The 21,113-nt window shown below is 66.1% G+C and carries 18 protein-coding genes; 10 read left to right on the top strand and 8 right to left on the bottom strand.

Annotation, left to right across the window (positions count from 1 at the left end):
- Positions 1-1,135, bottom strand: a 1,135-nt coding sequence (locus N5J73_RS20630) for a PQQ-dependent sugar dehydrogenase (RefSeq protein ID WP_279941338.1), incomplete at its 3' end; no start/stop codon positions are given.
- A 168-nt stretch (positions 1,136-1,303) separates the two neighbouring features.
- On the opposite strand from N5J73_RS20630, the gene yiaA reads away from it, so the two are divergent.
- Entirely contained in the window at positions 1,304-1,756 is a 453-nt protein-coding gene (yiaA, locus tag N5J73_RS20625) for an inner membrane protein YiaA (protein ID WP_049449398.1), read from the top strand.
- 87 nt (positions 1,757-1,843) lie between these two features.
- Here the strand turns inward: yiaA and N5J73_RS20620 are convergent, their stop codons facing one another.
- From N5J73_RS20620 to N5J73_RS20595, 6 genes are all read right to left on the bottom strand, one after another.
- Positions 1,844-2,167 carry a hypothetical protein gene (locus tag N5J73_RS20620; protein WP_033833647.1) on the bottom strand — a complete coding sequence of 108 codons (324 nt, stop codon included), beginning with the start codon at positions 2,165-2,167 and terminating at the stop codon, positions 1,844-1,846.
- Between the two features lie 109 nt (positions 2,168-2,276).
- Positions 2,277-3,578, bottom strand: a complete 1,302-nt coding sequence (locus N5J73_RS20615; RefSeq protein ID WP_049449396.1) for an amino acid permease — start codon at positions 3,576-3,578, stop codon at positions 2,277-2,279.
- Positions 3,575-4,336 (bottom strand): L,D-transpeptidase family protein, encoded by a 762-nt coding sequence (locus N5J73_RS20610; protein WP_049449394.1) that lies wholly within the window; start codon positions 4,334-4,336, stop codon positions 3,575-3,577. Before N5J73_RS20610 ends, N5J73_RS20615 begins: the two co-directional genes overlap by 4 nt.
- A 15-nt stretch (positions 4,337-4,351) precedes the next feature.
- Complete coding sequence (locus N5J73_RS20605; RefSeq protein WP_049449392.1) at positions 4,352-5,200, bottom strand: MurR/RpiR family transcriptional regulator; 849 nt, start codon at positions 5,198-5,200, stop codon at positions 4,352-4,354.
- Positions 5,201-5,561: 361 nt separating this feature from the next.
- Positions 5,562-6,656 carry a dipeptide epimerase gene (locus tag N5J73_RS20600; protein ID WP_049449390.1) on the bottom strand — a complete coding sequence of 365 codons (1,095 nt, stop codon included), beginning with the start codon at positions 6,654-6,656 and terminating at the stop codon, positions 5,562-5,564.
- The gene (locus N5J73_RS20595; protein ID WP_049449389.1) at positions 6,653-8,092 is read right to left on the bottom strand and encodes an SH3 domain-containing protein; all 1,440 of its coding nucleotides are present in this window, start codon (positions 8,090-8,092) and stop codon (positions 6,653-6,655) included. Before N5J73_RS20595 ends, N5J73_RS20600 begins: the two co-directional genes overlap by 4 nt.
- Before the next feature lie 132 nt (positions 8,093-8,224).
- On the opposite strand from N5J73_RS20595, the gene N5J73_RS20590 reads away from it, so the two are divergent.
- From N5J73_RS20590 to N5J73_RS20550, 9 genes are all read left to right on the top strand, one after another.
- Positions 8,225-9,715: a transglutaminase-like domain-containing protein gene (locus N5J73_RS20590; protein ID WP_049449387.1), complete on the top strand. Its 1,491-nt coding sequence runs from the start codon at positions 8,225-8,227 to the stop codon at positions 9,713-9,715.
- Positions 9,716-9,766: 51 nt separating this feature from the next.
- Positions 9,767-12,790, top strand: coding sequence for a TonB-dependent receptor (locus N5J73_RS20585; RefSeq protein WP_049449385.1), 3,024 nt, complete (start codon positions 9,767-9,769; stop codon positions 12,788-12,790).
- A gap of 55 nt (positions 12,791-12,845) precedes the next feature.
- Complete coding sequence (locus tag N5J73_RS20580; RefSeq protein WP_049449383.1) at positions 12,846-14,399, top strand: serine hydrolase domain-containing protein; 1,554 nt, start codon at positions 12,846-12,848, stop codon at positions 14,397-14,399.
- Positions 14,332-15,045, top strand: a complete 714-nt coding sequence (locus N5J73_RS20575) for a M15 family metallopeptidase (protein WP_049449381.1) — start codon at positions 14,332-14,334, stop codon at positions 15,043-15,045. Before N5J73_RS20580 ends, N5J73_RS20575 begins: the two co-directional genes overlap by 68 nt.
- Positions 15,046-15,272: 227 nt before the next feature.
- Positions 15,273-15,644, top strand: a complete 372-nt coding sequence (locus tag N5J73_RS20570; protein ID WP_049449379.1) for a hypothetical protein — start codon at positions 15,273-15,275, stop codon at positions 15,642-15,644.
- 232 nt (positions 15,645-15,876) lie between these two features.
- A complete protein-coding gene (locus N5J73_RS20565; protein ID WP_049437070.1) occupies positions 15,877-16,287 on the top strand; it encodes an EF-hand domain-containing protein in 411 nt (136 codons plus the stop codon).
- A 95-nt stretch (positions 16,288-16,382) separates the two neighbouring features.
- Positions 16,383-17,135, top strand: coding sequence for an HAD family hydrolase (locus tag N5J73_RS20560; RefSeq protein ID WP_049449377.1), 753 nt, complete (start codon positions 16,383-16,385; stop codon positions 17,133-17,135).
- Between the two features lie 32 nt (positions 17,136-17,167).
- Positions 17,168-17,656 carry a hypothetical protein gene (locus N5J73_RS20555; RefSeq protein ID WP_049449376.1) on the top strand — a complete coding sequence of 163 codons (489 nt, stop codon included), beginning with the start codon at positions 17,168-17,170 and terminating at the stop codon, positions 17,654-17,656.
- Positions 17,657-17,878: 222 nt separating this feature from the next.
- Entirely contained in the window at positions 17,879-19,240 is a 1,362-nt protein-coding gene (locus N5J73_RS20550; protein ID WP_164078640.1) for a VOC family protein, read from the top strand.
- Between the two features lie 131 nt (positions 19,241-19,371).
- On the opposite strand, the gene N5J73_RS20545 is transcribed toward N5J73_RS20550, so the two are convergent.
- The gene (locus N5J73_RS20545) at positions 19,372-20,886 is read right to left on the bottom strand and encodes an acetyl-CoA hydrolase/transferase family protein (RefSeq protein WP_049449372.1); all 1,515 of its coding nucleotides are present in this window, start codon (positions 20,884-20,886) and stop codon (positions 19,372-19,374) included.
- Between the last annotated feature and the right edge of the window lie 227 nt (positions 20,887-21,113).

The raw sequence follows: 21,113 nt of genomic DNA, 5'->3' as shown, positions 1-21,113 counted from the left end.
TGCTGCCGTCTTCCAGCAACCACAGCGCGCCATCCGGGCCCTGTTCCACTTCGCGGATGCGCTCGCCCATGTTGAAGCGCTCGGCTTCGCGCGCGCTGTCGCCATCAAAGGCCACACGCACCAGCGAGGTCGACGACAGCCCACCGATGAAGCCGCTGCCCTTCCACTGCGGGAACAGGTTGCCGCTGTAGATCACGAAGCCGGCCGGCGAGATCACCGGTGTCCAGGTCACCTTCGGCGCGGCGAATTCAGGGCGCGTGTCGTGGTCGGGAATCGGGCGCCCGTCGTAGTGGTCACCGTTGGAAACAACCGGGTAACCGTAGTTGGCGCCGCGCACGATCAGGTTCAGTTCGTCGCCACCGGCCGGGCCCATCTCGTGCGCCCACAGCTTGCCGTTGGCATCGAAAGCCATACCGAGGATGTTGCGGTGGCCCAGCGACCACACCTGCGCGGCAACACCGCCCTGCGAGGCAAACGGGTTGTCGGCGGGCAGGCTGCCATCATCGTTGAGGCGGATGATCTTGCCGAGGTTGCCGCCCATGTCCTGCGCCGGATCGAACTTCTGCCGCTCGCTGGAGCTGATCCACAGCTTGCCGTCGGGGCCGAAGGCGAGGCGGTGGCCGTAGTGACCTTCACCACTCACCTTCGGGCTCTGTCGCCAGATCACCTTCAGGTCCTTCAGCTGGCCGGCACCGTTGGCATCCAGCGCCAGCGTGGCACGGGCCACGGCCGCTCCGCGGGTGTCCAGCGTGCCTTCCTCGGCATAGCTGAGGTAGATCACGTGGTTGCTCGCGAATTGCGGGTGCAGGATCACGTCACCGAAGCCGCCCTGGCCGCCGTAGGCGACCTTCGGCACCCCGGTGATCTCGTGCTTCTGGCCGCTGGCCAGGTCCAGGTGCTGCAGCTTGCCGCGCTTTTCGGTGACCAGCAGGCTGCCGTCCGGCAGGAAGGTCATCGCCCACGGCTGGTCGAAGCGGCTGATTTCGGTGGCGGTGAACGGGCGCTGGTCGGCAGCGATGGAGGCTGCGGGCGCTGTGATCTGGGCGCCGTTGGCGGCCGGGTCGGCCGCATTGCAGGCGGAGGTGGCAAGGATCGGCACCAGGCCGAGGGCGAGCAGCAGGGGCGTGCGGGTCATGGGTATCTCCAGTGCGGGGATGCGGATGGCCGGGCTGTCCCTTGTATACCACCGATGGGGTGACGGTCCTGGCCCGAAGGTCCTGCGACCCCTGTGCGAGCGCGGCGGGATCGTCTAGGGTGGGCACGCCCGGGCAAAGCGTGCCCGTCTGCCTGCCAAGGATCTGCAATGAACACTGCCATGCCCCACAAGCCATCCACCGCCTTCATCGCCGCCTCATGGGTGGCCCTGCTGCTGGGTGCGGCGGCCTACCTGATCGGTCTGTTCAACGCCACGATGGCGCTCAACGAAAAGGGCTACTACCTGACCCTGCTGCTGTTCGGCCTGTTCGCGTCGGTGTCGCTGCAGAAGAGCGTGCGTGACCGCGTCGAGGGCATTCCGGTGAGTGGCCTGTACTACGCGCTGTGCTGGTTCGCACTGCTGTCGGCGTTGATGCTGCTGCTGGTTGGCCTGTGGAATGCCACGCTGGCACCGAGCGAGAAGGGCTTCTACGGCATGGCGTATGCACTGTCGCTGTTCGGCGCGGTGGCGGTGCAGAAGAACACCCGCGACCTGATCGCCGCCGGTGGCGGTGAGAGCAAGCGCAGCGCGGTCGTGCCGCCGCTGCCGGAACAGGAGTGAATGTGTAGAGCCGAGCCAATGCTCGGCTGTCGTGCGGCGTTTGTGGAGTCGAGCCGAGCGTAGGCTCGGCCCGACAAAAGCATGGCGCTATCGCTTCAACCGCGGGTCCGCCAGCTGTGCATCCTCCCAGCCACGGCGAACGGCACCGCGCGCCTGCGCCCATTCCAGCCGGCTGCGGCCACGCTCGCTGGCCCAGCGCGACTCCAGTTCAGCTTCGACCTGTTCGTAGGCGCGGATCATGTCCTGCGCACGCGCGGCGTGGCCGATGCGGTAGGCCGGTTCATAATCCTCGAAGAACAGCTGGTCGTCGTAATACGGTTCGGCCGTGTAGCGCTCACGCCAGTAGTTGCTGACCGCATCACGCGGCGTGCTGTCGTCCGGTACGCGGCCGGGGATCTGGTACTCGGTCATGGAAGGCTCCGTTGTGGACGAAGCCTGATCGTGCCTGCGTGGCGGTTAACGGCCCGGTCCGGCAGCGTGATCGCCAGATCAATCCGCCGGGCATGCCCGGCGCTACCAATCACCCGGCGTCGGCATCCTTGCGGGGCAGCTTGTAGATCACCGCGCCGATGGCGAATGCGACCAGTGCAGCGGCAATGTTCTGCCAGCTGGCACTGGCGAACAGCGCAACGCACAGCAGCAGCGCCAGCACCGGAATCAGCGGGCCACCGGGCAGCTTCAATGCGCCGGGGCGGCCGGCGTAGCGCTTGGCCAGCACCAGTACCGCAGCGGCCGTTCCGATGTAGGCGAACAGGCGCGTGGTCATCGACAGCAGGGCCAGCTGCACGAACGAACCGGACAGGGCCAGGCCCAGCGCGATCAGGCCCTGGCACAGGATCGACGCGGCCGGGGTATGGAAGCGGGGATGCACCTGCGCCAGGATCTTCGGCCCGTAGCCATCGCGGGCCAGCGCGAACAGGAAGCGCGGGCCCATCATCATCGTGTTGCTGTTGGTGCCGAGGATGGAGATGGTCGCGCCTACGGTGAGGATCAGCGCCAGTGCTTCGCCGCCAAAGCCGGCAGCGGCGTCGGCCAGCGGCGTGGCCGAGCTGGCCAGGCCGGCCAGCGTGCCCTGCGCCACCACCTGCACCGCGCCGTAGATGACGGTGACGGTGATGATCATGGTGATCAGCGCGAACGGAATATCGCGGCGCGGATTACGATACTCGCCGGCGGCGGCCGGGATGTTCTCGAAGCCGGCATAGGCGTACAGCAGCAACAAGGCGGCTTCACCCATGCGCTGCAGGTCATGCGGGTCCGGGCGTTGTCCGGAGAAGGCCAGCTGCGGGTCGATGTAGAACGCGCCGATGGCCACGAACAGCAGCAGCGGCAACATCTTGCCGATCACCAGCACCACGCCGGTGCGCGCGGCCGAGCGCACACCGATGATGTTGACGCCGGTGAGGAAGCCCAGCGATACCACAATGATCGCGATGCGCCCCATGCCGGCACCCGCCCACGGCCAGAACCGCGCGACTGCGTCGGCCAGTGCATTGCTGAGTGCGGCCGCCGAGCTGATGCGGGTCAGCCAGATCATCCAGCCGATCTCGAACCCGGCAAAGCGGCCAAAGGCCTCGCGTGCATACAGGTAGCTGCCACCGGGCTCATCGAAGTAGCTGGCGGCCTGCGCGTAGCACAGCACCAGCAGCGCCACGACGATACCGGCGGCGACCACGCCCCACAGGCTGAAGGGGCCGAGCAGGGCGACGGTGGCGGCTGGGAGCAGGTAGATACCGCTGCCGATCACATCGTTGATCGACAGGCCGACGATCTGCCAGCGGCTGACCGCGCGCTGCAGCTGCGGTTCGTCCTGCGCGCTCAACGGGCGTCTCCGCGCAGTGCGGGCAGCTGCCACTGGGCCTGCAGGCGCGTGTACTCGGCGCGCGGCAGCAGCACGAAGCGCGGCGCATCCTGCGGGCGCAACCAGTCCAGCAGGGCCTGCATGCGTGCCTGCGGCATGGCGGTGCAGCCGGCGGTGGCCTCACCCGGCTGGCGCCACAGATGGGCGAAGATGCAGCTGCCCTTGCCGGGCTGGTTGTCCGGGTTGTGGGCGATCACGAAGCCTTCCTGGTAACGCACGTCGCCCTTGTTGTGCAGGTCCAGCCGCATCGGCTCGGTGGAGCCCTTGACCGCTGCACTGCCGACCTTCTTCTCATCGACGATGCGGTTGTAGAACGGCGAGCCGGGTACGTCCATGCAGTAGCTGCTGTCCAGCATTGGCTGATAGGGCATCGCGGTGCCGGGGCGGGTGACGGCATAGCCGAACGCGCTGCCGAGCGCGAACACGCCCGCCGGGCTGCGGCCATCGCCTTCCTGCTTCTGCGGGCCATCGGCCTGCGCCGGGTGCAGGCCCAGGCCCCAGGCGCTGCCAGTGCGGCCCAGTGCCACCGGGAACGCCTGTCCATGCGCGTGCCAGCCCTTGCCATCACGCACATAGGCCTGCAGCTGGCCCTGCGTGCTGTCCCAGCTTTCGCTGGTGACCACGATCAGCTGGCGCGCACCCTCCAGCGGCGCAGCGTGGACGGACACCGCCGCGGCAAGCAGCAGCGCAGCGGTAGCGAGACGGACCAGCGATTTCATCAACAGGTGCTCCGGTCAGGAATCCAGCAGGTGGTCGATCCGCTCCAGGTTCACCGCCAGCTGCTGCTGGCGGTCCGGATTGGTGTGGCAGAGCAGCACGAACAGGAAATCGAGCAGGGCGTGCATGGCGCTACGGTACAGCAGCTGCGCGACCTGCGGCGTGCGATCGTGCGCGCACACCACAAGTGCTGCGTCAGCATGCGCGCGTAGCGGGTTGGCGGTATGGCGGGTGATGGAAATCACCTTGCCACCCATGTCCTGGAACTGGCGTGACAGCTGCGAAAGCTGCGGCAGGTTGCCGAATTCGGAGAACACCAGCAGCGCATCGCCGGGGCGCGCAGCCGACAGGTTGGCCAGCATCAGGATCGGGTCGGTATGCGGTACCACCAACAGGCCGAGCAGCGACAGCCGCATGGCGAACTCGCGTGCGAACAGGCCATCGTCACCCAGGCCATACACGAACAGCTTCGGTGCGCCGTCAAGCAGCTGCACGATGCGCTCGATTTCCTCGCGTGGATTGGCCTGTCGGGTTTCCTCTTCAGCCTGTGCCTTGCTGCGGCGCAGGGCCTCGCCCAGGCGCAGGTAATCGTCGCCGCTGTCGGGTTCGCTGGGCGCCTGTTGTGGATCGGCACCGACGCGGGCTACGTCCTGGCCGATGGAATACTTCAGGTCCGGGTAGCCCTTGAAACCGAGCTTCTGGCTGAACTTCACCACGCTGGATTGGCTGATGCCGAGCGCACTGGCCAGCTGCTGTGACGAGTAGTCACGCAGCAGGTGGGCGTTGTCGAGGATGAAGTCGGCGATGCGGCGCTCAATGGCCGACATCTGCCCGCGCTCGGTGCGGATTTTCAGCAGGGGCGGCATGCGGGGTATCCGGGCATGTGTAGGCGCGTTGCGGTTGGCAGCGTAGAGCGTGCCATGGAATGGGTCGGGCGGGTTCCAGCCGCGAAGAGGTTACGGAGTGCAGTTGTTGCCTTTGACGTTGAGTCCGCCTTCAAGCGAGCCGAGCACCGCAGGTCCGGCGAGGGCGAAGAGGCGCGGGTGTCTGAGCGTAGCGAGTTCCGCGCCGTCCCTCGGCGGACCGAGGAGCGCAGGGCACCGACGTGCGCAGCACGTCGGCTCGCGGCCGGCGGAGCGTTTCTTTTGGTTACTTTTCTTTTCACGAAAAGAAAAGTAACGCCCGACCCAAAGTCAGTTGTACGCCAGGTCAGCCACAAGGCAGGGATCAACCCAGCATCTCCAGCCCGCGCACTTCGGTAATGCCCAGCCCCGGCACGTCGCTGATGCTGATCTCCGATTCGTTGAAATGCACGCCGCCGCTGACCGGGTCGAACTGGCCCAGCGACGGGCCGTCGAGGTCGACCTTGGTGATCACATCGCTCTTGGCCACCGCCAGGTGCACGGCGGCGGCCACGCTGATGCTCGACTCGATCATGCAGCCGATCATGCACGGTACGCCGTAGATGCCGGCGATGTCGGCAATGCGGATCGCGTTGGACAGGCCGCCGGTCTTCATCAGCTTGATGTTGATGATGTCGGCCGCGCGCTGCTGGATCAGGTCCATCACCTGGCTGGGGCTGAACACGCTTTCGTCGGCCATCACCGGCGTGTTGACCCGGTCGGTCACGTACTTCAGGCCGCTGATGTCGGCGGCCTTCACCGGCTGCTCCAGCAGTTCCAGCACCACGCCGGCGTCTTCCAGCGCGCGCATCGCATGCACCGCTTGCTTGGCGGTCCAGCCCTGGTTGGCGTCCAGGCGCAGCAGGGCGCGGCCTTCCACGGCGGCGTGGATCGCCTTGACCCGTTCGATGTCCAGGCCGATGTCCTTCCCGACCTTGATCTTCAGCGACTCGAAGCCGCGTTCGATCGCTGAAAGCGAGTCGGCCACCATCTTGTCGATGTAGTCCACGCTGATGGTGATGTCGGTGGTGATCACCGGGTCGCCACCACCGAGCATCTGGTACAGCGGCGCACCGTGCAGCTGCGCCCACAGGTCGTACAGCGCGATCTCCACCGCCGCCTTGGCGCTGGTGTTGCGCTCCATCGCGGTCTGCACCAGCGTGCACAGATGGTTGAGGTTGACCACGTCCTGGCCGATCAGGCGCGGGGCGATGAAGTGGCGGATCGCTTCGATGATCGAGCCGTGCGTATCACCGGTGATCACGGCGGTGGCGGGGGCTTCGCCGTAGCCGGTGTGGCCGGTGTCGGTGCGGATCAGCACCACCACGTCTTCCACGGTTTCCACCGTGCGCAGGGCAGTCTTGAACGGCGTCTTCAGCGGCACGCGCAGCATGCCCAGTTCGATGGCGGTGATCTTCATTCAGGAGTCTTGGCCCGCAGGCGCTGGATGTTGGTGATGCGGTCGATGTAGCGGACGGTATCGCTGGCCATCATCGGCTCCAGCGGCGTGACCGAAACACCATTGAGATGGGCCTGCACGCGCTTGCCGTCGGCACCGAACCAGCTGCCGCCCGCCGTATCGTGGATGACCCAGGTGCGGCCGTCGACGTGGCCGATGGCCATCATCACGTGGCCGGGGATGTAGACCAGATCGCCCACCTGCAGGTCGGTGACAGCACGGTCGCGCGTGGCCTTGCCGACCTTGTCGGTGAACGGCAGGCGATCCAGTGCCGGGCTGACCGCCTGTGCACTGGTATTGCGCGGCAGCAACACGCCGAAGCTGCGGTAGATCTCGGAGACGAACCCGCTGCAGTCGCGGGTGTCGTAGTCATGGCCCCAGCCGTAGCGTTCGCCAAGGAACTTGAAGGCCTGCTGCAGCAGCAGGCGCGGGGTCAGTGGCAGGTAGTCGGCGGCGGTGTCCTGCGAGCGCGGCAGCAGGGCCGGCACCAGCTTCAGGCCGCCGTCGGTTTCGCGGACCGGCAGCTGCACCACCCACGAGGCGTGCGCCTGCTGGCCGTTCACCGGCTCAGACGCAGGCCAGTCGGCCAGCACTGGCAGGCGCACGCCCATGTCCAGCTGCAGGCGCGAGACGCGCGGTTCTTCCGGGGTGTAGACGGTCTGTGCGGTGGCGCCGGTGACGATGCGGTACGGCCCCTTCGCGCCGTAGCCGAGCACCGTGGCCTTGTCGCCGCTGGCGATGGCATCGGCCTCGATCCATGCGCTGTAGCGCTCGCTGTGCACGAACAGCCAGCGGCCGTCGGCACTGTGGTGAACCACCGCGACCTTGTCGCCGGGGAACAGCGCCGATTCCTGGAAGCGGTCGATGTCGGTGTCACCGGCGGTGCTGAAGACGCGCTCGCGGGTGGGGAAGGTACGCAGTGCCGCGCGCTTCACCACCAGCCCGTAGGCCGGTGCCACCTCGGCAGGAATCGCATCGAGGCCGAGGTTGGCTTCGGTCGCCCTGCGCAGTGCGGGGGCGATGGCCTGGCCCTTCTCGTTGAACAGTGCACGCGTGGGCCAGCTGGACAGCGCGCTGATGCTGGCACGCACCGTCGCCGCATCAAGCCGGGCGGGCAGTGTGGCGATGTCCTGGATATGGCTGTCCTGCGCCCGCATCCGTGCGTTCTGTGCCTCGATCTGCGCGCGGTCCAGAATCGGCGCATCGGCGTTGTCCAGGCGCGCGGCCCAGTACTGCGGGGTCAGGTAGGCCTCGTGCAGGCCGATCACATAGGGCAGCGGTGCGCCGGGATCGGGGGGCGGGGCGGTCTGTGCGAAGGCCGGTGCGGCCAGCAGGCACAGGGCCAGGGTCAACCGGCGCGGCCAACGCCGGCGCGGTTCGCGGGAAGCCAGGCTCATGCGGTGCACACCCTCCTCGAATGCCTGCTGGAATATTTATTCCTTTCGGCCATGAAATCAAGAATAAATTATTGACCGGCATCCCGGCCCGTGTTACACAGCCGTTACCACCCGCGCTGGGAAAGTGTCGCTGTGGAGTCTGCCGTTCGCAAACCGCGTCTGCCTGCCGCTGCCGGCCTATGTGCCGCGCTGCTGCTGTGGGCGTGGTCGGCGGGAGCGGAGCCGCCACCCTCAGCCATCCAGTTTGCGCGTGTCGTGCAGATGATCGACGTGGGACGGTTCTTTGAGGCTCACAGCGAACTGAACACCTGGTCGGCCGCCGACGCGGCGGAGCCTGGCGTCAGTTTCGACGACATCGCGTTCCAGGAAGAACGCATGCGCCGCATCCGCCTGGATTTTTCCCTCGACGAAACCGCCGCTAAGGCCGCCGTGCGGCGCTGGATTCCCGACCTGACCGACGAGGAATTCGCACGCTGGGACCAGCTCGGCCTGATCGAGCATCTCGACATCGATGGCACGCGTTGGTACTTCAAGCGCGCACCTTCGAACCTGTTCCTGCTCAGCGCCGAAGCACGCGCACGCCGCCGCGCGGATGCACCGACGCCAGCGCCGGGCCCGAACGAGGTGCTCAATGCACACCATGCGCGTGTGGTTGCCGCGGCCGAACAGAGTGGCCAGGCATCGGTACTGCCACAGCGCATCGAATTCACCCAGTCGCTCACGGTAAAGGCCGACGCCGTCCCGGCCGGCGAAACTGTACGGGCCTGGATTCCGTACCCGCGCGAAATCCCCGGGCAGCAGGAACAGGTGCAGTGGCTGGGCAGCACCCCGGGCAAGGCGCGGGTGGCACCGGGCAGTACCCTGCAGCGCACCGCCTACCTGGAAGCCAAGGCAGTGGCTGGGCAGCCGACGCGCTTCGAGATCCGCTACGCGGTCACGATCCTCGCCCGGCATGCCGGGATCGACCCGGCCAAGGTACAACCAACCCCGGCTGATCCGGCCTTGAAGCCCTACCTGGCCGAGCAGCTGCCGCATGTGCGCTTCACCCCGGCGCTGAAGCTGTCCTCCGACCAGGTACTGCAGGGCGAGACACGTCCGTATGAAGTGCTGCGCAAGCTGGTTGCTGCCGTGGATCGCATTCCCTGGGCCGGTGCGCGCGAATACTCCACGCTCAGCAACATCAGCGACTACGCGCTGCATGCCGGCCATGCCGACTGCGGACAGCAGACCCTGCTGCTGATCGCGCTGCTGCGCATGAACGGTATTCCCGCGCGCTGGCAGTCGGGCATGGTGTTCTCCGACGATGGCAGCGGCTACAACAACCTGCATGACTGGGGGCAGGTCTACCTGGCGCCGTATGGCTGGCTGCCGATGGACGTGACCACCGGCGCGCTTGCCAGCGATGTGCCTGCACTGCGCGATTTCTATCTGGGTGGCCTCGACGGCTACCGCATCGCTTTCAACGACGATTTCGGCCAGCCCTTCGTGCCGGCCAAGCAGCACTTCCGCTCGGAAACGGTCGACTCGCAGCGCGGCGAGGCCGAGTGGGCAGGCGGCAACCTGTACTTCGACCAATGGAGCTACGACTTCCAGTGGCGGGTACTGCCAGCCAGGCAACGCTAGCGCGACACATCGCATTCCACACCATTCAATTCTTGCAGGAGAGAGCAGGGGATGAAGGCTTACAGCATCAAGCGGGCGGCGTTGTGCGTCGCTCTCGGGGCGTGTCTGGGTGCAATGCTGCCCGGTATCGCAATGGCACAGAACGTAAGCGGTGCAGTGGCCGGGCGCGCCACCGCCGGCGACCAGGTGACTGTGGTGAGCAGCAGCACGGGTCTGACCCGCAGCGTCACGGTCGGTGCCGATGGCAGTTATCGCCTGGGCCAGCTGCCGGTGGGGGATTACCAGTTGCAGCTCAGCCGTGATGGCCAGAAGCTGGGCGACCAGGTCGCCGTCAGTGTGGCGGTAGGCGGCACCACCACGGTCAACCTGGCCAGTGGCGGCGGCGTCACCAACCTGGATGCCCTGCAGGTGGTCGGCACCCGCGTGGTCAACCGCGTGGACGTCTATTCCACCGAAACATCCTTCAACATCAACCGCCAGGAAATCTCGCGGTTGCCGGTGGCGCAGGACCTGTCCGCCGTGGCGTTGATGGCGCCGGGCGTGGTCGGCGGCAACTCGTCATTCGGAGGACTGTCGTTCGCCGGCTCATCGGTGGCCGAGAATGCGGTCTTCATCAACGGCCTGAATGTCACCGACATGTATACCCGTCGTGGCTTCAGCACGGCGCCATTCGCGTTCTTCAAGGAATTCCAGGTCAAGACCGGTGGCTACTCGGTCGAGTTCGGGCGCTCCACCGGCGGCGTGATCAATGCGGTGACCCGTTCGGGCAGCAACGAATTCGAAGGCGGCGTGGAAGTCACCGCTGAGCCGAGTGCATGGCGCTCCAGCGGCGGCGACCACTTCCATCGTGATGGAACCCCGCATTCGTATGGCAGCCGCGACAACAACTCGTTCCTGAAGACCAACGTCTGGGGCTCCGGGCCGATCATCAAGGATAAGCTGTTCCTGTTCGCGATGTACGAAGACCGCAGCGACAAGGGCCACAACACCTCGTCCGATGGCAGTACCTGGTTCAAGAACGACTCCGGCAACGGCTTCTGGGGCACCAAGCTGGACTGGAACATCAACGACAACCACAGCCTGGCGCTGCTGGCGTTCTCGGATGAGGGCGATGTCACCAATGCGTCGTACGGCTACAACTGGAACGCCGACCAGCTCGGCGCCTGGGGCGGCGATTCGGTCACCGAGACCGGCGGCCGCAACTGGTCGGCCACCTACACCGGCCATTTCGGGCAGAACTTTACCGCCCGTGCCATGGTTGGCCAGAACAACCAGCGTGCGTTCACCAATTCGTCGTTGGACCAGGCCTGCAGCCCGGTGTTCACTGACAGTACGTATGGCCCGCGACTGGGCAAGCTGCAGGGTCTTCGTGCCGGCTGCCATCCCACCGGTACGGCAGTGGCCGAGCGTGACGATACCCGTGACGTGGCGCGACTGGACTTCGAATGGCAGCTCGGTGATCACCTGCTGCGCTTCGGTGTCGACCGCGAGTTGATGACCACCAAGCAATCCACACGCTACCCCGGTCCGACCGAACTGAGCTATACCGCCTACGTGGCGCGACCGGGCGATGAAGTCTGGGATGGCGCCAACGCCTACGTGCCGGCGGGCGTCACCGAGATGCTGCGTGCGCGCAACCGCAAGTCGGGCGGAACGTTCGAGACCGAAGCCAATGCGCTGTACGTGGAAGACATCTGGAACATCACCCCGAACCTGATGCTGAACCTGGGCGTGCGCTGGGACCGCTTCGAGAACCGTACCGCCGCCGGCAAGGCGTTCATCAAGATGGACGACCTGATCGCGCCACGTGTCGGCTTCTCGTGGGACATGCGCGGTGACGGCAGCACCAAGCTGTTCGGCAACGCTGGCCGCTACTACCTGCCGGTCACCAACAACATCAACGTGAACTTCGCCGGTGGTCTGACCGACGAGTACAGCTATTACGTACTCAATGGCTGGGAGCGGAAAACCTCACCGACCGGCTCACCGTACATGGCACCGGTCGTCGGCCAGCAGATCGGGCCGACCGACACCCGCATGAACACCGGCGGTGCCGACCTGCGCCAGAGCGTGGACCGCGACCTGAAGGCGGTCTACCAGGATGAGTACATCCTGGGCTTCCAGAACATGATCAACCAGGCCTGGTCGTGGGGCGTCAATGCCACCTACCGGCGCATGACCCGCGCGCTGGATGACATCCGCATCAACTACACCCCGTGCGGCCCGACCCCCAGCACGCTGTGGCCGATCGCCAACCCGGGCGAGAGCCTGACGATCTGGGGCGACAAGAGCATCGGTTGCGCCAACGAAGGCTGGATCACCATCGACACCGCCAACAGCGGCTATCGAAAGGGCGGCAGTGGCGAGGTGATCGGTTACTCCAAGCCCAAGCGCACCTACAAGGCGCTGGAGTTCCAGATCGACCGTGCGTGGGACGAGAAGTGGATGTTCAACGCGTCCTATCTGTGGTCCAAGAGCGAGGGCAACTTCGAAGGCCCGGTAAACTCCGATACCAACTACGGCGACACCGGCATGGTGCAGTTCTGGGACCACCCGGCCACCAACGAACGTTATGGCGTGCTGTTCAACGATTTCCGCCATCAGTTCAAGCTGCGTGCCGCGTATGCGCTGAACAAGCAGTGGTCGTTCGGCACCACGCTGCAGGTGCAGTCCGGTGGCCCGATCACCGCCTACGGCGTGATGTGGCCGAACGACTCCATCGCCGGTGGCAGCACCTCCAGTGAAGGCAGTGGTGGTGGCACCGGTTGGCTGTGCGTGGCCAACTGTTCGGGCCCGTACAACCAGCGCCAGTTCGAGTACAGCCCGCGCGGCGCGTTTGGTCGCCTGCCGTGGACCTGGACCATGGGCGCCAACGTGACCTGGCGCCTGCCGGTGGAGGGCATCGACCTCAGTGCCCGGTTGTCGGTGTACAACCTGTTCAACAACCAGAAGACCATCAACGTGCACCAGCGCTACGAGGCGCAGCCCGGCCAGTATCGCGAGGCGACGTTCGCTACCGGTACGCGCTGGCAAGCCCCGCGCTACACCCAGCTGGTGGTGACCTGGAACTTCTGAGACCACGATCCGCGCCGTCCACCGTGACGGCGCGGGCAATGGAGGGGCTGCCCGCATGCACCACCTGCTGATCCTCGCGGCGGCACTGGCCGCAGCGTCCGCTTCGTCGGTCGACAGTGCAGCCATCGAGGCCGACATCGCGACCGTGGTCCGGGCCGAGCATCTGCCCGGGCTGGCGCTGGCGGTGGTCGAGAATGGGCAGGTTGTCTATCGCCACGCGGCCGGCGCGCGCGGTGACGGCGGCCGCATCGACGAGGACACGCTGTTCAAGATCGCCTCCAACAGCAAGGCGATGACCGCCGCGCTGCTGGCGCGGCTGGTGCAGCAGGGCACGCTGCGCTGGGATGATCCGGTGCAGCGACACCTGCCGGGCTTCCGCATGCACGATGCGTGGGTGGGCGAGCAGATGCAGGTGCGCGACCTGCTGATCCACAACAGTGGCCTTGGCCTGGGCGCCGGTGACCTGATGCTGTGGCCGGAGCCGAACGCGTTCACCCGTGCCGACATCATCGCGGGGCTGGCGCACCTGAAACCGGTCAGCAGCTTCCGCAGCCACTATGCCTACGACAACCTGATGTATGTGGTGGCCGGCGAAGTGGCGGCGGCAGCGGGTGGCAAGCCGTATGACCAGCTGATGCGCGAGCAGGTGTTCGAACCACTGGGCATGACGCGCTGCCAGGTGGGTGCGTGGTCGGTGAAGCGCGTGGGCAACGTGGCACAGCCGCATGCCTGGCGTGGTGAACGCAACGAGGTGGTGAACGCCGATGCTGCGATCAGCCCGGACCTGCCCTCGATGGCGGCGGGAGGCATCCGTTGTTCGCTGCGCGACATGACACGCTGGATGCAGGTCTTGCTCGATCCCGCGCTGGTGCCGGACTGGCTGGGCAGCGAGCAGCGGCGCACGCTGTGGACCCTGCACATGCCGATGCCGTTGGGTGAACGCCAGCGGCGCTGGGACAACGCGCATTTCTACGGTTATGGATATGGCTGGCGGGTGTCTGACATGGACGGGCAGTGGAAGGTGGCGCATACCGGCACGTTGTCGGGCATGTACTCGTCGCTGGCGCTGCTGCCCGACCGCAAGGTGGGTGTGGTGATGCTGATCAATGGCGACGGCGAGGACGCGCGCACAGCGCTGATGCAGGCGATGCTGAAGCGCTTCACTGCACCCGACGATGCGCGGCCGGCGATGGAGTACCTGGCCGAGTTGAAGGCAGACCGGGCAACGCAGGCAGCATCCGGCCACCAACGGCCAGCGACCGCAGCAGCACAGCCGGCACGGGGCAATGACCTGCCGCGCTGGCAGGGCCGCTACTCCGATCCGTGGCTGGGCCCGGCTTCGCTGTGCCCGGGCAAGGATGGCCTGCGCTTCAGCGTGGACAAGTCGCCCAGGCTGCAAGCGGCCGTGCTGCAACTGCAGGGGCGCTGGCTGCTGCGCTGGGATACGCTGGACGACGACGCACAGGCCTGGTTGCAGCCAGGTGAGGGTGCGCCGCCCACACTGGACCTGCGTGCCATCGACCCGGACATCGACTTCAGCTATGACTTCCAGGACCTGCATTTCACTCGTACTGGCGACTGCCCTGGCGGCGACCGCCAACGCCGCTGAGCCACCGCGCGTTTCACCCGCCACCGATGCGGCCAGCGGCGGATTGGTGGAGATCCGCACGTTGTCGCCAGGCATCGACATGGACATCCGCTACGCCAGTGCCAACAACTTCACCGGCGCGCGCGTGCCCGGTTATGAGGCGCCGTCCTGCTACCTGCTGGCGCCGGTGGCGAAGGCGCTGGCACAGGTGGAACAGGACCTGCGTGCGCAGGGCTTTGGCCTGCGCCTCTACGACTGCTACCGGCCGGTGCGCTCGGTGCAGGCCTTCATGGCCTGGGTGAACGATCCGCGCGAGCTCTCGCGCAAGGCACAGCAGTACCCGGACCTGGACAAGCCACGGTTGCTGGCCGACGGCTACATCGCGGAGCGCTCTGGCCATAGTCGTGGCGCCACGGTTGATCTGGGCCTGCTGGATTGCCGCATTGGCGCCTGCACGCCGCTGGACATGGGCACCGACTTCGATTTCTTTGGCCCGCGCGCGCATACCCGGACGAGCGGGCTGAGCACTGTGCAGCAGGCGAACCGCCAGCAGCTGGTGCAGGCGATGGCGCGCCGTGGCTTCGTCAACTATCCGCAGGAGTGGTGGCATTACACTCTGCAGCCCGAACCGGATCCCGGCACCGCGTACGACGTGCCAGTGCTTTAGGGGGTATCGGCAGGGCTGCGCCCTGACAATTTCCCGCTGCTCTTGGTAGGTGTCGACCTTGGTCGACACGGTAGATCCACGCCATGCGTGGATGCTTTCCGTTCAATCGTCGAGATACTCGATCTCGATGGAGATTCATCCACGCATGGCGTGGATCTACCGTGGCTGCCGGATTGGGTCCAGGGCAGATCCCTTACACTGGCCGCCTCTTCATCCCTGCCCATCCGATGAACCTTCCTTTGCACTTCGGCCTGCTCGGCACCCTGGAAGCGGGCGCCATCGCCCTGCTGGTCGGGCTGCTGGTGTACTTCCTGTGGTCGCAGCTGTGCCGGCTCCTGCACTGGACAGTCGGTCACGCGATCGGCTGGTCCTGTGTCATCGCGGTGATCATCTCCGCCGGCATCGATGCATGGAAGCTGTTCTACATGGGCATCGTGCGGCTGGAGTCGCCGCTGTATGCGCGCCTGTTCCTGGCAACCATCCACGATCCGAACGAACTCGGCAGTCGCGTGGTGCTGGAAATCGCCGGCGCGCTCGCTGGTGTTGCGCTCGGCTGGGTGTTGTTCAGTTCGCGGTCATCGAAAAAAACCGTCGACTGACGCAGGTTTTTCGTTGGTTGCCGGTTAAATCCTGCGGCGCTGAATGCGCATCTTATGAGCTGCTCACTTGCTGCTAACCACCGCGCTAATGCATGGGTGGAGGCGAGTGGTTAATCGTGTGTGTGCACGCCACTCGCGACGCAAAATCGATTCAGAAACGCGGTGGCAGGGTAGGTGCCGTGCGGAGACAACACGCCGCGCAACACCACCCAATTGGCAGGAGACACCCCTGATGACTATTCGCAACCGCAAGCCCCTGATCGCCCTGATCGTCGCCGCTGGCAGCGTGCTGGCCATTCCGGCGATGGCGCAGTCGGCCAAGCAGCAGGCGGCGCATGCGCAGAATGAGGCCGCACAGGCCCAGCAGGCGGCTGCACAGGCTGGCCAGGCCGCCGACCAGGCGACCAACGCAGCCGCAGCGGCATCGGCGCAGGCCAATGGCGGTGGCCAGACCTGGGCCAGCATCGATACCGATGGCAACGGCACCATCAGCAAGACCGAAGCACAGGTGAACGCGGGCCTGGCCCAGGTGTTCGATCAGGCCGATACCAACAAGGACGGCGAGCTGAGCGCCGATGAGTACAAGGCCTACGTGGCCGCGCAGCAGGCCGGTGCAGGTGCCGGCGCGGCCCAGGGCCGCTGATCTACACCTGATTCGGGAAGACCGGTGCATGGGGATCCGGGCGGCTGCGGCCGCCCGGGTTTTTTTCGTCACCACGGCCCCTGTATCCTTGCGCGATGAACACCTCCACGCCTGCGCCGTCGCGCGCCATCGGCCTGGTCGGTTTTGACGGTGACGACACGCTGTGGAAGAGCGAGGACTACTACCGCAAGGCCGAGCAGGATTACCTTGACCTGCTGTCGCGCTACGTCGACGTGCACGACACCCAGACTGCGCGCCACTTGCTGGAAGTGCAGCAGCGCCACCTGGGCACCTTCGGCTACGGCGTGAAGAGCATGACCCTGTCGATGATCGAAGCGGCCATCGACATCACCGGCCAGCGCATCGAGGCGAAGGATATCCAGCGCATCCTTGATATCGGCCACGATACCCTGCGCCACCCGGTCGAGCTGATCGACGGTGTGCGCGAAGCCGTGGCGGCCATCGCCGAGCACTACCCGGTGGTGCTGATCACCAAGGGCGACCTGTTCCACCAGGAAGCCAAGATCAAGGTCGCCAACCTCGGCGAGCTGTTCCCGCGCATCGAGATCGTCTCGGAGAAGGACCCGGAAACCTACGCCCGCGTGCTGGCCGAATTCGATCTGCCGATGCAGCAGTTCGTGATGGTCGGCAACTCGCTGCGTTCGGATATCGAGCCGGTGGTCACCCTCGGTGGTTGGGGCGTGCATACCCCCTACGCGGTGACCTGGGCACACGAGACCCAGCACGGCGTGGCCGACGACGAACCGCGCATGGTCACCGCCGACACCGCCCACGATTGGCCGGCCGCACTGGCGGCGATCGAGGCCAAGGCCGCTGCGGCGGCCTGACAGGACCCCGGCGGCTGCGGCAGAATCGGGGCATGAACGTCCGACTGCGCGCGCTGTTGTTGTCCCTGCTGCTGGTGCCGGCCACCGTGCTGGCCCAGCAGACCGCCGAGCGTTCGGCGGCCTACGAGGTGGAAACCGGTGACAGCTGGGTCGATGCCCAGCTGCAGGACATCAATCACTACGCCGAGCGCTACCCCGACGCCTTCCTCGACGAAGTGTCGCGCTATGCGGGCGTGCCGCGCGGCTACATCAGCGCGCTGTTCACCACCCATGGCTGGCAGGCCGGGGACATCTACTTCGCCTGCTTCTGGGCCAAGGCCAGCGGCCAGACCTGCCGCGACAGCGTGCGCGCCTTCAGCCAGGACCCGGAGGGCGGCTGGGAGGCGGTGGTGAAGCGCATGCCCATCAAGCCGGACAACCTGCATTACCGTGCCGTGCGCCACGCCATCGTGGCCAGCTACCAGCACTGGGACCGGCCGATCACCCTGGATGCCACCCTGAAGCGCCAGCTCAAGCGGTAGTGTTGGGCTGCGTCTGGTGGGTGCGAACCTTGGTTCGCACTGCTTCTGCACCGGCCGCTGACAGATCAGTGCGAACCAAGGTTCGCACCCACCAAGAGCGGCTCACAGGTCGTCCCCCTGGCAACAGGCCAGGCGTCATGTTGCTCTGCATATCGCCGCCGCCGTGCGCTCCGGCGACAATACGGGTTCGAGCTGTTCCCCGTTCCCGTAATCGAGTGACTGATGAGCGCCTCTTTCGTTTCGCCTGATGTGATCCGCCGCCTGTTCGCACAGGCCATGTCCCGCATGTACCGCACCGAAGTGCCGCTGTACGGCACGCTGGTGGAACTGGTGGAGCGGATCAACGCGCAGGTGCTTGCCCAGGACCCGGCGCTGGCCGCGCAGCTGCAGCGCAACGATGAGCGTGCGCGCCTGGATGAAGAGCGCCATGGCGCGATCCGCGTCGGCACCGTGCAGGAGCTGGCCACGCTGCGCCGCCTGTTCGCGGTGATGGGCATGTACCCGGTCGGCTACTACGACCTGTCGGTGGCCGGCGTGCCGGTGCATTCCACCGCGTTCCGCCCGCTGACCGGTGCCGCGCTGGCGCAGAACCCGTTCCGCGTGTTCACCTCGCTGCTGCGCCTGGAGCTGATCGAAGATGAAGCACTGCGTGCTGAGTCGGCGAAGATCCTGGCACGTCGCCGCATCTTCACCGACGGCGCGCTGGCACTGATCGACCAGGCCGAGCGTGACGGTGGCCTGGCGCAGGCCGATGCCGAGCACTTCGTCGAGGAAGCACTGGAAACCTTCCGCTGGCACGGCGATGCCACGGTCGATCTGCCGACCTACCACGCGCTGCACAACGCGCATCGGCTGGTGGCCGACGTGGTCAGTTTCCGTGGCCCGCACATCAATCACCTGACCCCGCGCACGCTGGACATCGACGCCGCACAGGCCGCGATGATCGAACACGGCATGGCGGCCAAGGCGGTCATCGAAGGCCCGCCGCGCCGCGCCTGCCCGATCCTGCTGCGTCAGACCAGCTTCAAGGCGCTGGAAGAAGCCGTGCATTTCCCGGGCGACGAAGGCGGCGATGCCGGCACTCACACCGCGCGCTTCGGCGAGATCGAACAGCGCGGCCTTGCGCTGACCCCGAAGGGCCGCGCGCTGTACGACCAGCTGCTGTCGCAGGCACGCGATGCCGGTGGCGAAGGCAGTACCGGTGGCGACTACGGCCAGCGCCTGCAGGCGGTGTTCGCCAGCTTCCCGCATGACCATGACACGCTGCGCCAGGAAGGACTGGGCTATTACCGCTACCAGCTGACCGACGCCGGCCGTGCCGCGCCGGAGCGCGTGGCCGATCTGCCGGCTGAAGTGCTGGTGGCAGCGGGACTGGCCACGGCCGACCCGATCGTCTACGAGGACTTCCTGCCGGTCAGTGCCGCGGGCATCTTCCAGTCGAACCTGGGCGGCGAAGAACAGTGCGCCTATGCCGCACACGCCAACCGCGAGGCCTTCGAGCAGGCGCTGGGCGTGGCGGTGAATGACGAGTTCGAGATCTACGAGCGGCTGCAGGCCGAATCGCTGGCGGCGCTGCGCGGGTAACCCGCTTGCCGTGGAGCCGAGCGTGGGCTCGGCTCTACATTGATTCTGCGGAGCTGCTCTTTGTAGAGCCGAGCCATGCTCGGCTGCCGAGGAACGCAGTCGAGCATGGCTCGACTCTACAAGAGCGGGCCTCAGCCCTTCATCGTGCCGGTATCCAGCCAACGCTGGTGCCACGACAACGCTTCCGGCAACAGGTGGGGGGTGTGCTTGCCGTAGCTCTCGCGGCTGGCGCGGTCGAAATATTCCTGCAGCTGCGGGCGGAAATCCGGATGCGCGCAGTTGTCGATCAGCACCTGCGCGCGCTTGCGCGGGGTCAGGCCACGCAGGTCGGCCAGGCCCTGTTCGGTGACGATCACCGACACGTCGTGCTCGGTGTGGTCCACGTGGCTGGCCATCGGCACGATCGCCGAGATGGTGCCGTTCTTCGCGGTGGACGGGCTCAGGAACGCCGACAGGAAACCGTTGCGGGCAAAGTCACCCGAACCGCCGATGCCGTTCATGATCCGCGTGCCCATCACGTGCGTCGAATTGACGTTGCCGTAGATGTCCACCTCGATCATGCCGTTCATGCCGATGCAGCCCAGGCGGCGCACCAGTTCCGGATGGTTGGAGATTTCCTGCGTGCGCATGATGATGCGCTCGCGGTAGAAATCGATGTTCTCCTTGAACGTCTCGTTGGCCTGCGGGCTCAGCGCGAAGCCGGTGCACGAGGCATAGCTCAGCACGCCGTCGCGCAGCAGGTCGAGCATGCCGTCCTGGATCACTTCGGTGAACGCGGCCAGGTCGCGGAAACCGCTCTTGGCCAGGCCGGCCAGCACGGCGTTGGGGATGTTGCCCACGCCCGACTGCAGCGGCAGCAGGTTCGGCGGCAGGCGGCCCTTCTTCACCTCGTGCTTGAGGAACTCGATCAGGTGCGAAGCGATCTGTTCGCTGGTCGCATCGATCGGGCTGAACGGGCTGTTGCGGTCCGGGCCGTTGGTACGCACCACCGCCACGATCTTGTCCGGGTCGCAGCGCAGCGCGGTGTCGCCGATGCGGTCGTTGGCATTGACCAGCGGAATCGGCTTGCGGTGCGGCGGCAGCGCGGTGCCGTAGTAGATGTCATGCATGCCGTCGACGCCGGCCGGCTGCCATTCGTTGACCTCGACGATCACCTTCTTGGCCAGGTCCAACCAGGTCTTGTTGTTGCCGACCGAGGTAGAGGGCACCAGCGAGCCATCTTCGCGGATGGCCGAGACCTCGATCACGGCGGTATCGATCTCGCCGTAGAAGCCGAACCACACGTGCTGGGCAACGTGGCTGAGGTGGATGTCGATGTAGTCCAGCTTGCCCTCGTTGATGCGGTTGCGCGCATCCGGGTCGCTCTGGAACGGCATGCGCATGGCGATGCCATCGGCCTTGGCCAGCGCGCCATCGAGTTCCGGCGCGGTGGAGGCGCCGGTCATCAGGCTGATCTGGAAGGGCTGGCCCTGGGCATGCACCGCTTCGATGCGGCGGGCCAGTTCCACGGGAACGGCCTTGGGATACCCGGAGCCGGTAAAGCCGCTCATGGCCACGGTTTCACCGGGCTGGATCAGCGCGGCTGCGGCCTCTGCGGAGACCACGCGGTCACGGAGACGCGCGTTGGCGATGCGATCAACAGACATGACGACACGTGTTGCTGGGGGGAATCCCGATTATCGGCCATCCTCATCCGTACGGGGGGTTCTACCTTCGTGGAATGGCTTTTCCCCGGGGGCTCACCCAAACCCGCCGGTTTTGTTTTGCAGTGCAGCGTGCAAAGTGCTTTCGCAGCCCGCACGATGGCCCTGCATCCCGACGTGGGGGAGGGAGCAGAGCCCGCTGGCAGTTCGCTGCAAGCGGGCTTTTTTAT

The organism is Stenotrophomonas sp. GD03654, from assembly GCF_029845105.1.
Taxonomy (GTDB): Bacteria; Pseudomonadota; Gammaproteobacteria; order Xanthomonadales; family Xanthomonadaceae; genus Stenotrophomonas; species Stenotrophomonas africana.
The sequence above is the reverse complement of the archived record's forward strand: the minus strand, read 5'-3'. Positions and strand labels throughout refer to the sequence as shown.

Excerpts from the sequence above, each read along its gene's own strand:
- yiaA (WP_049449398.1), top strand. The coding sequence starts at position 1,304 with ATGAACACTGCCATGCCCCACAAGCCATCCACCGCCTTCATCGCCGCC.
- N5J73_RS20620 (WP_033833647.1), bottom strand. The coding sequence starts at position 2,167 with ATGACCGAGTACCAGATCCCCGGCCGCGTACCGGACGACAGCACGCCG.
- N5J73_RS20610 (WP_049449394.1), bottom strand. The coding sequence starts at position 4,336 with ATGAAATCGCTGGTCCGTCTCGCTACCGCTGCGCTGCTGCTTGCCGCG.
- N5J73_RS20605 (WP_049449392.1), bottom strand. The coding sequence starts at position 5,200 with ATGCCGCCCCTGCTGAAAATCCGCACCGAGCGCGGGCAGATGTCGGCC.
- N5J73_RS20600 (WP_049449390.1), bottom strand. The coding sequence starts at position 6,656 with ATGAAGATCACCGCCATCGAACTGGGCATGCTGCGCGTGCCGCTGAAG.
- N5J73_RS20595 (WP_049449389.1), bottom strand. The coding sequence starts at position 8,092 with ATGAGCCTGGCTTCCCGCGAACCGCGCCGGCGTTGGCCGCGCCGGTTG.
- N5J73_RS20585 (WP_049449385.1), top strand. The coding sequence starts at position 9,767 with ATGAAGGCTTACAGCATCAAGCGGGCGGCGTTGTGCGTCGCTCTCGGG.
- N5J73_RS20580 (WP_049449383.1), top strand. The coding sequence starts at position 12,846 with ATGCACCACCTGCTGATCCTCGCGGCGGCACTGGCCGCAGCGTCCGCT.
- N5J73_RS20575 (WP_049449381.1), top strand. The coding sequence starts at position 14,332 with ATGACTTCCAGGACCTGCATTTCACTCGTACTGGCGACTGCCCTGGCG.
- N5J73_RS20570 (WP_049449379.1), top strand. The coding sequence starts at position 15,273 with ATGAACCTTCCTTTGCACTTCGGCCTGCTCGGCACCCTGGAAGCGGGC.
- N5J73_RS20565 (WP_049437070.1), top strand. The coding sequence starts at position 15,877 with ATGACTATTCGCAACCGCAAGCCCCTGATCGCCCTGATCGTCGCCGCT.
- N5J73_RS20560 (WP_049449377.1), top strand. The coding sequence starts at position 16,383 with ATGAACACCTCCACGCCTGCGCCGTCGCGCGCCATCGGCCTGGTCGGT.
- N5J73_RS20555 (WP_049449376.1), top strand. The coding sequence starts at position 17,168 with ATGAACGTCCGACTGCGCGCGCTGTTGTTGTCCCTGCTGCTGGTGCCG.
- N5J73_RS20550 (WP_164078640.1), top strand. The coding sequence starts at position 17,879 with ATGAGCGCCTCTTTCGTTTCGCCTGATGTGATCCGCCGCCTGTTCGCA.
- N5J73_RS20545 (WP_049449372.1), bottom strand. The coding sequence starts at position 20,886 with ATGTCTGTTGATCGCATCGCCAACGCGCGTCTCCGTGACCGCGTGGTC.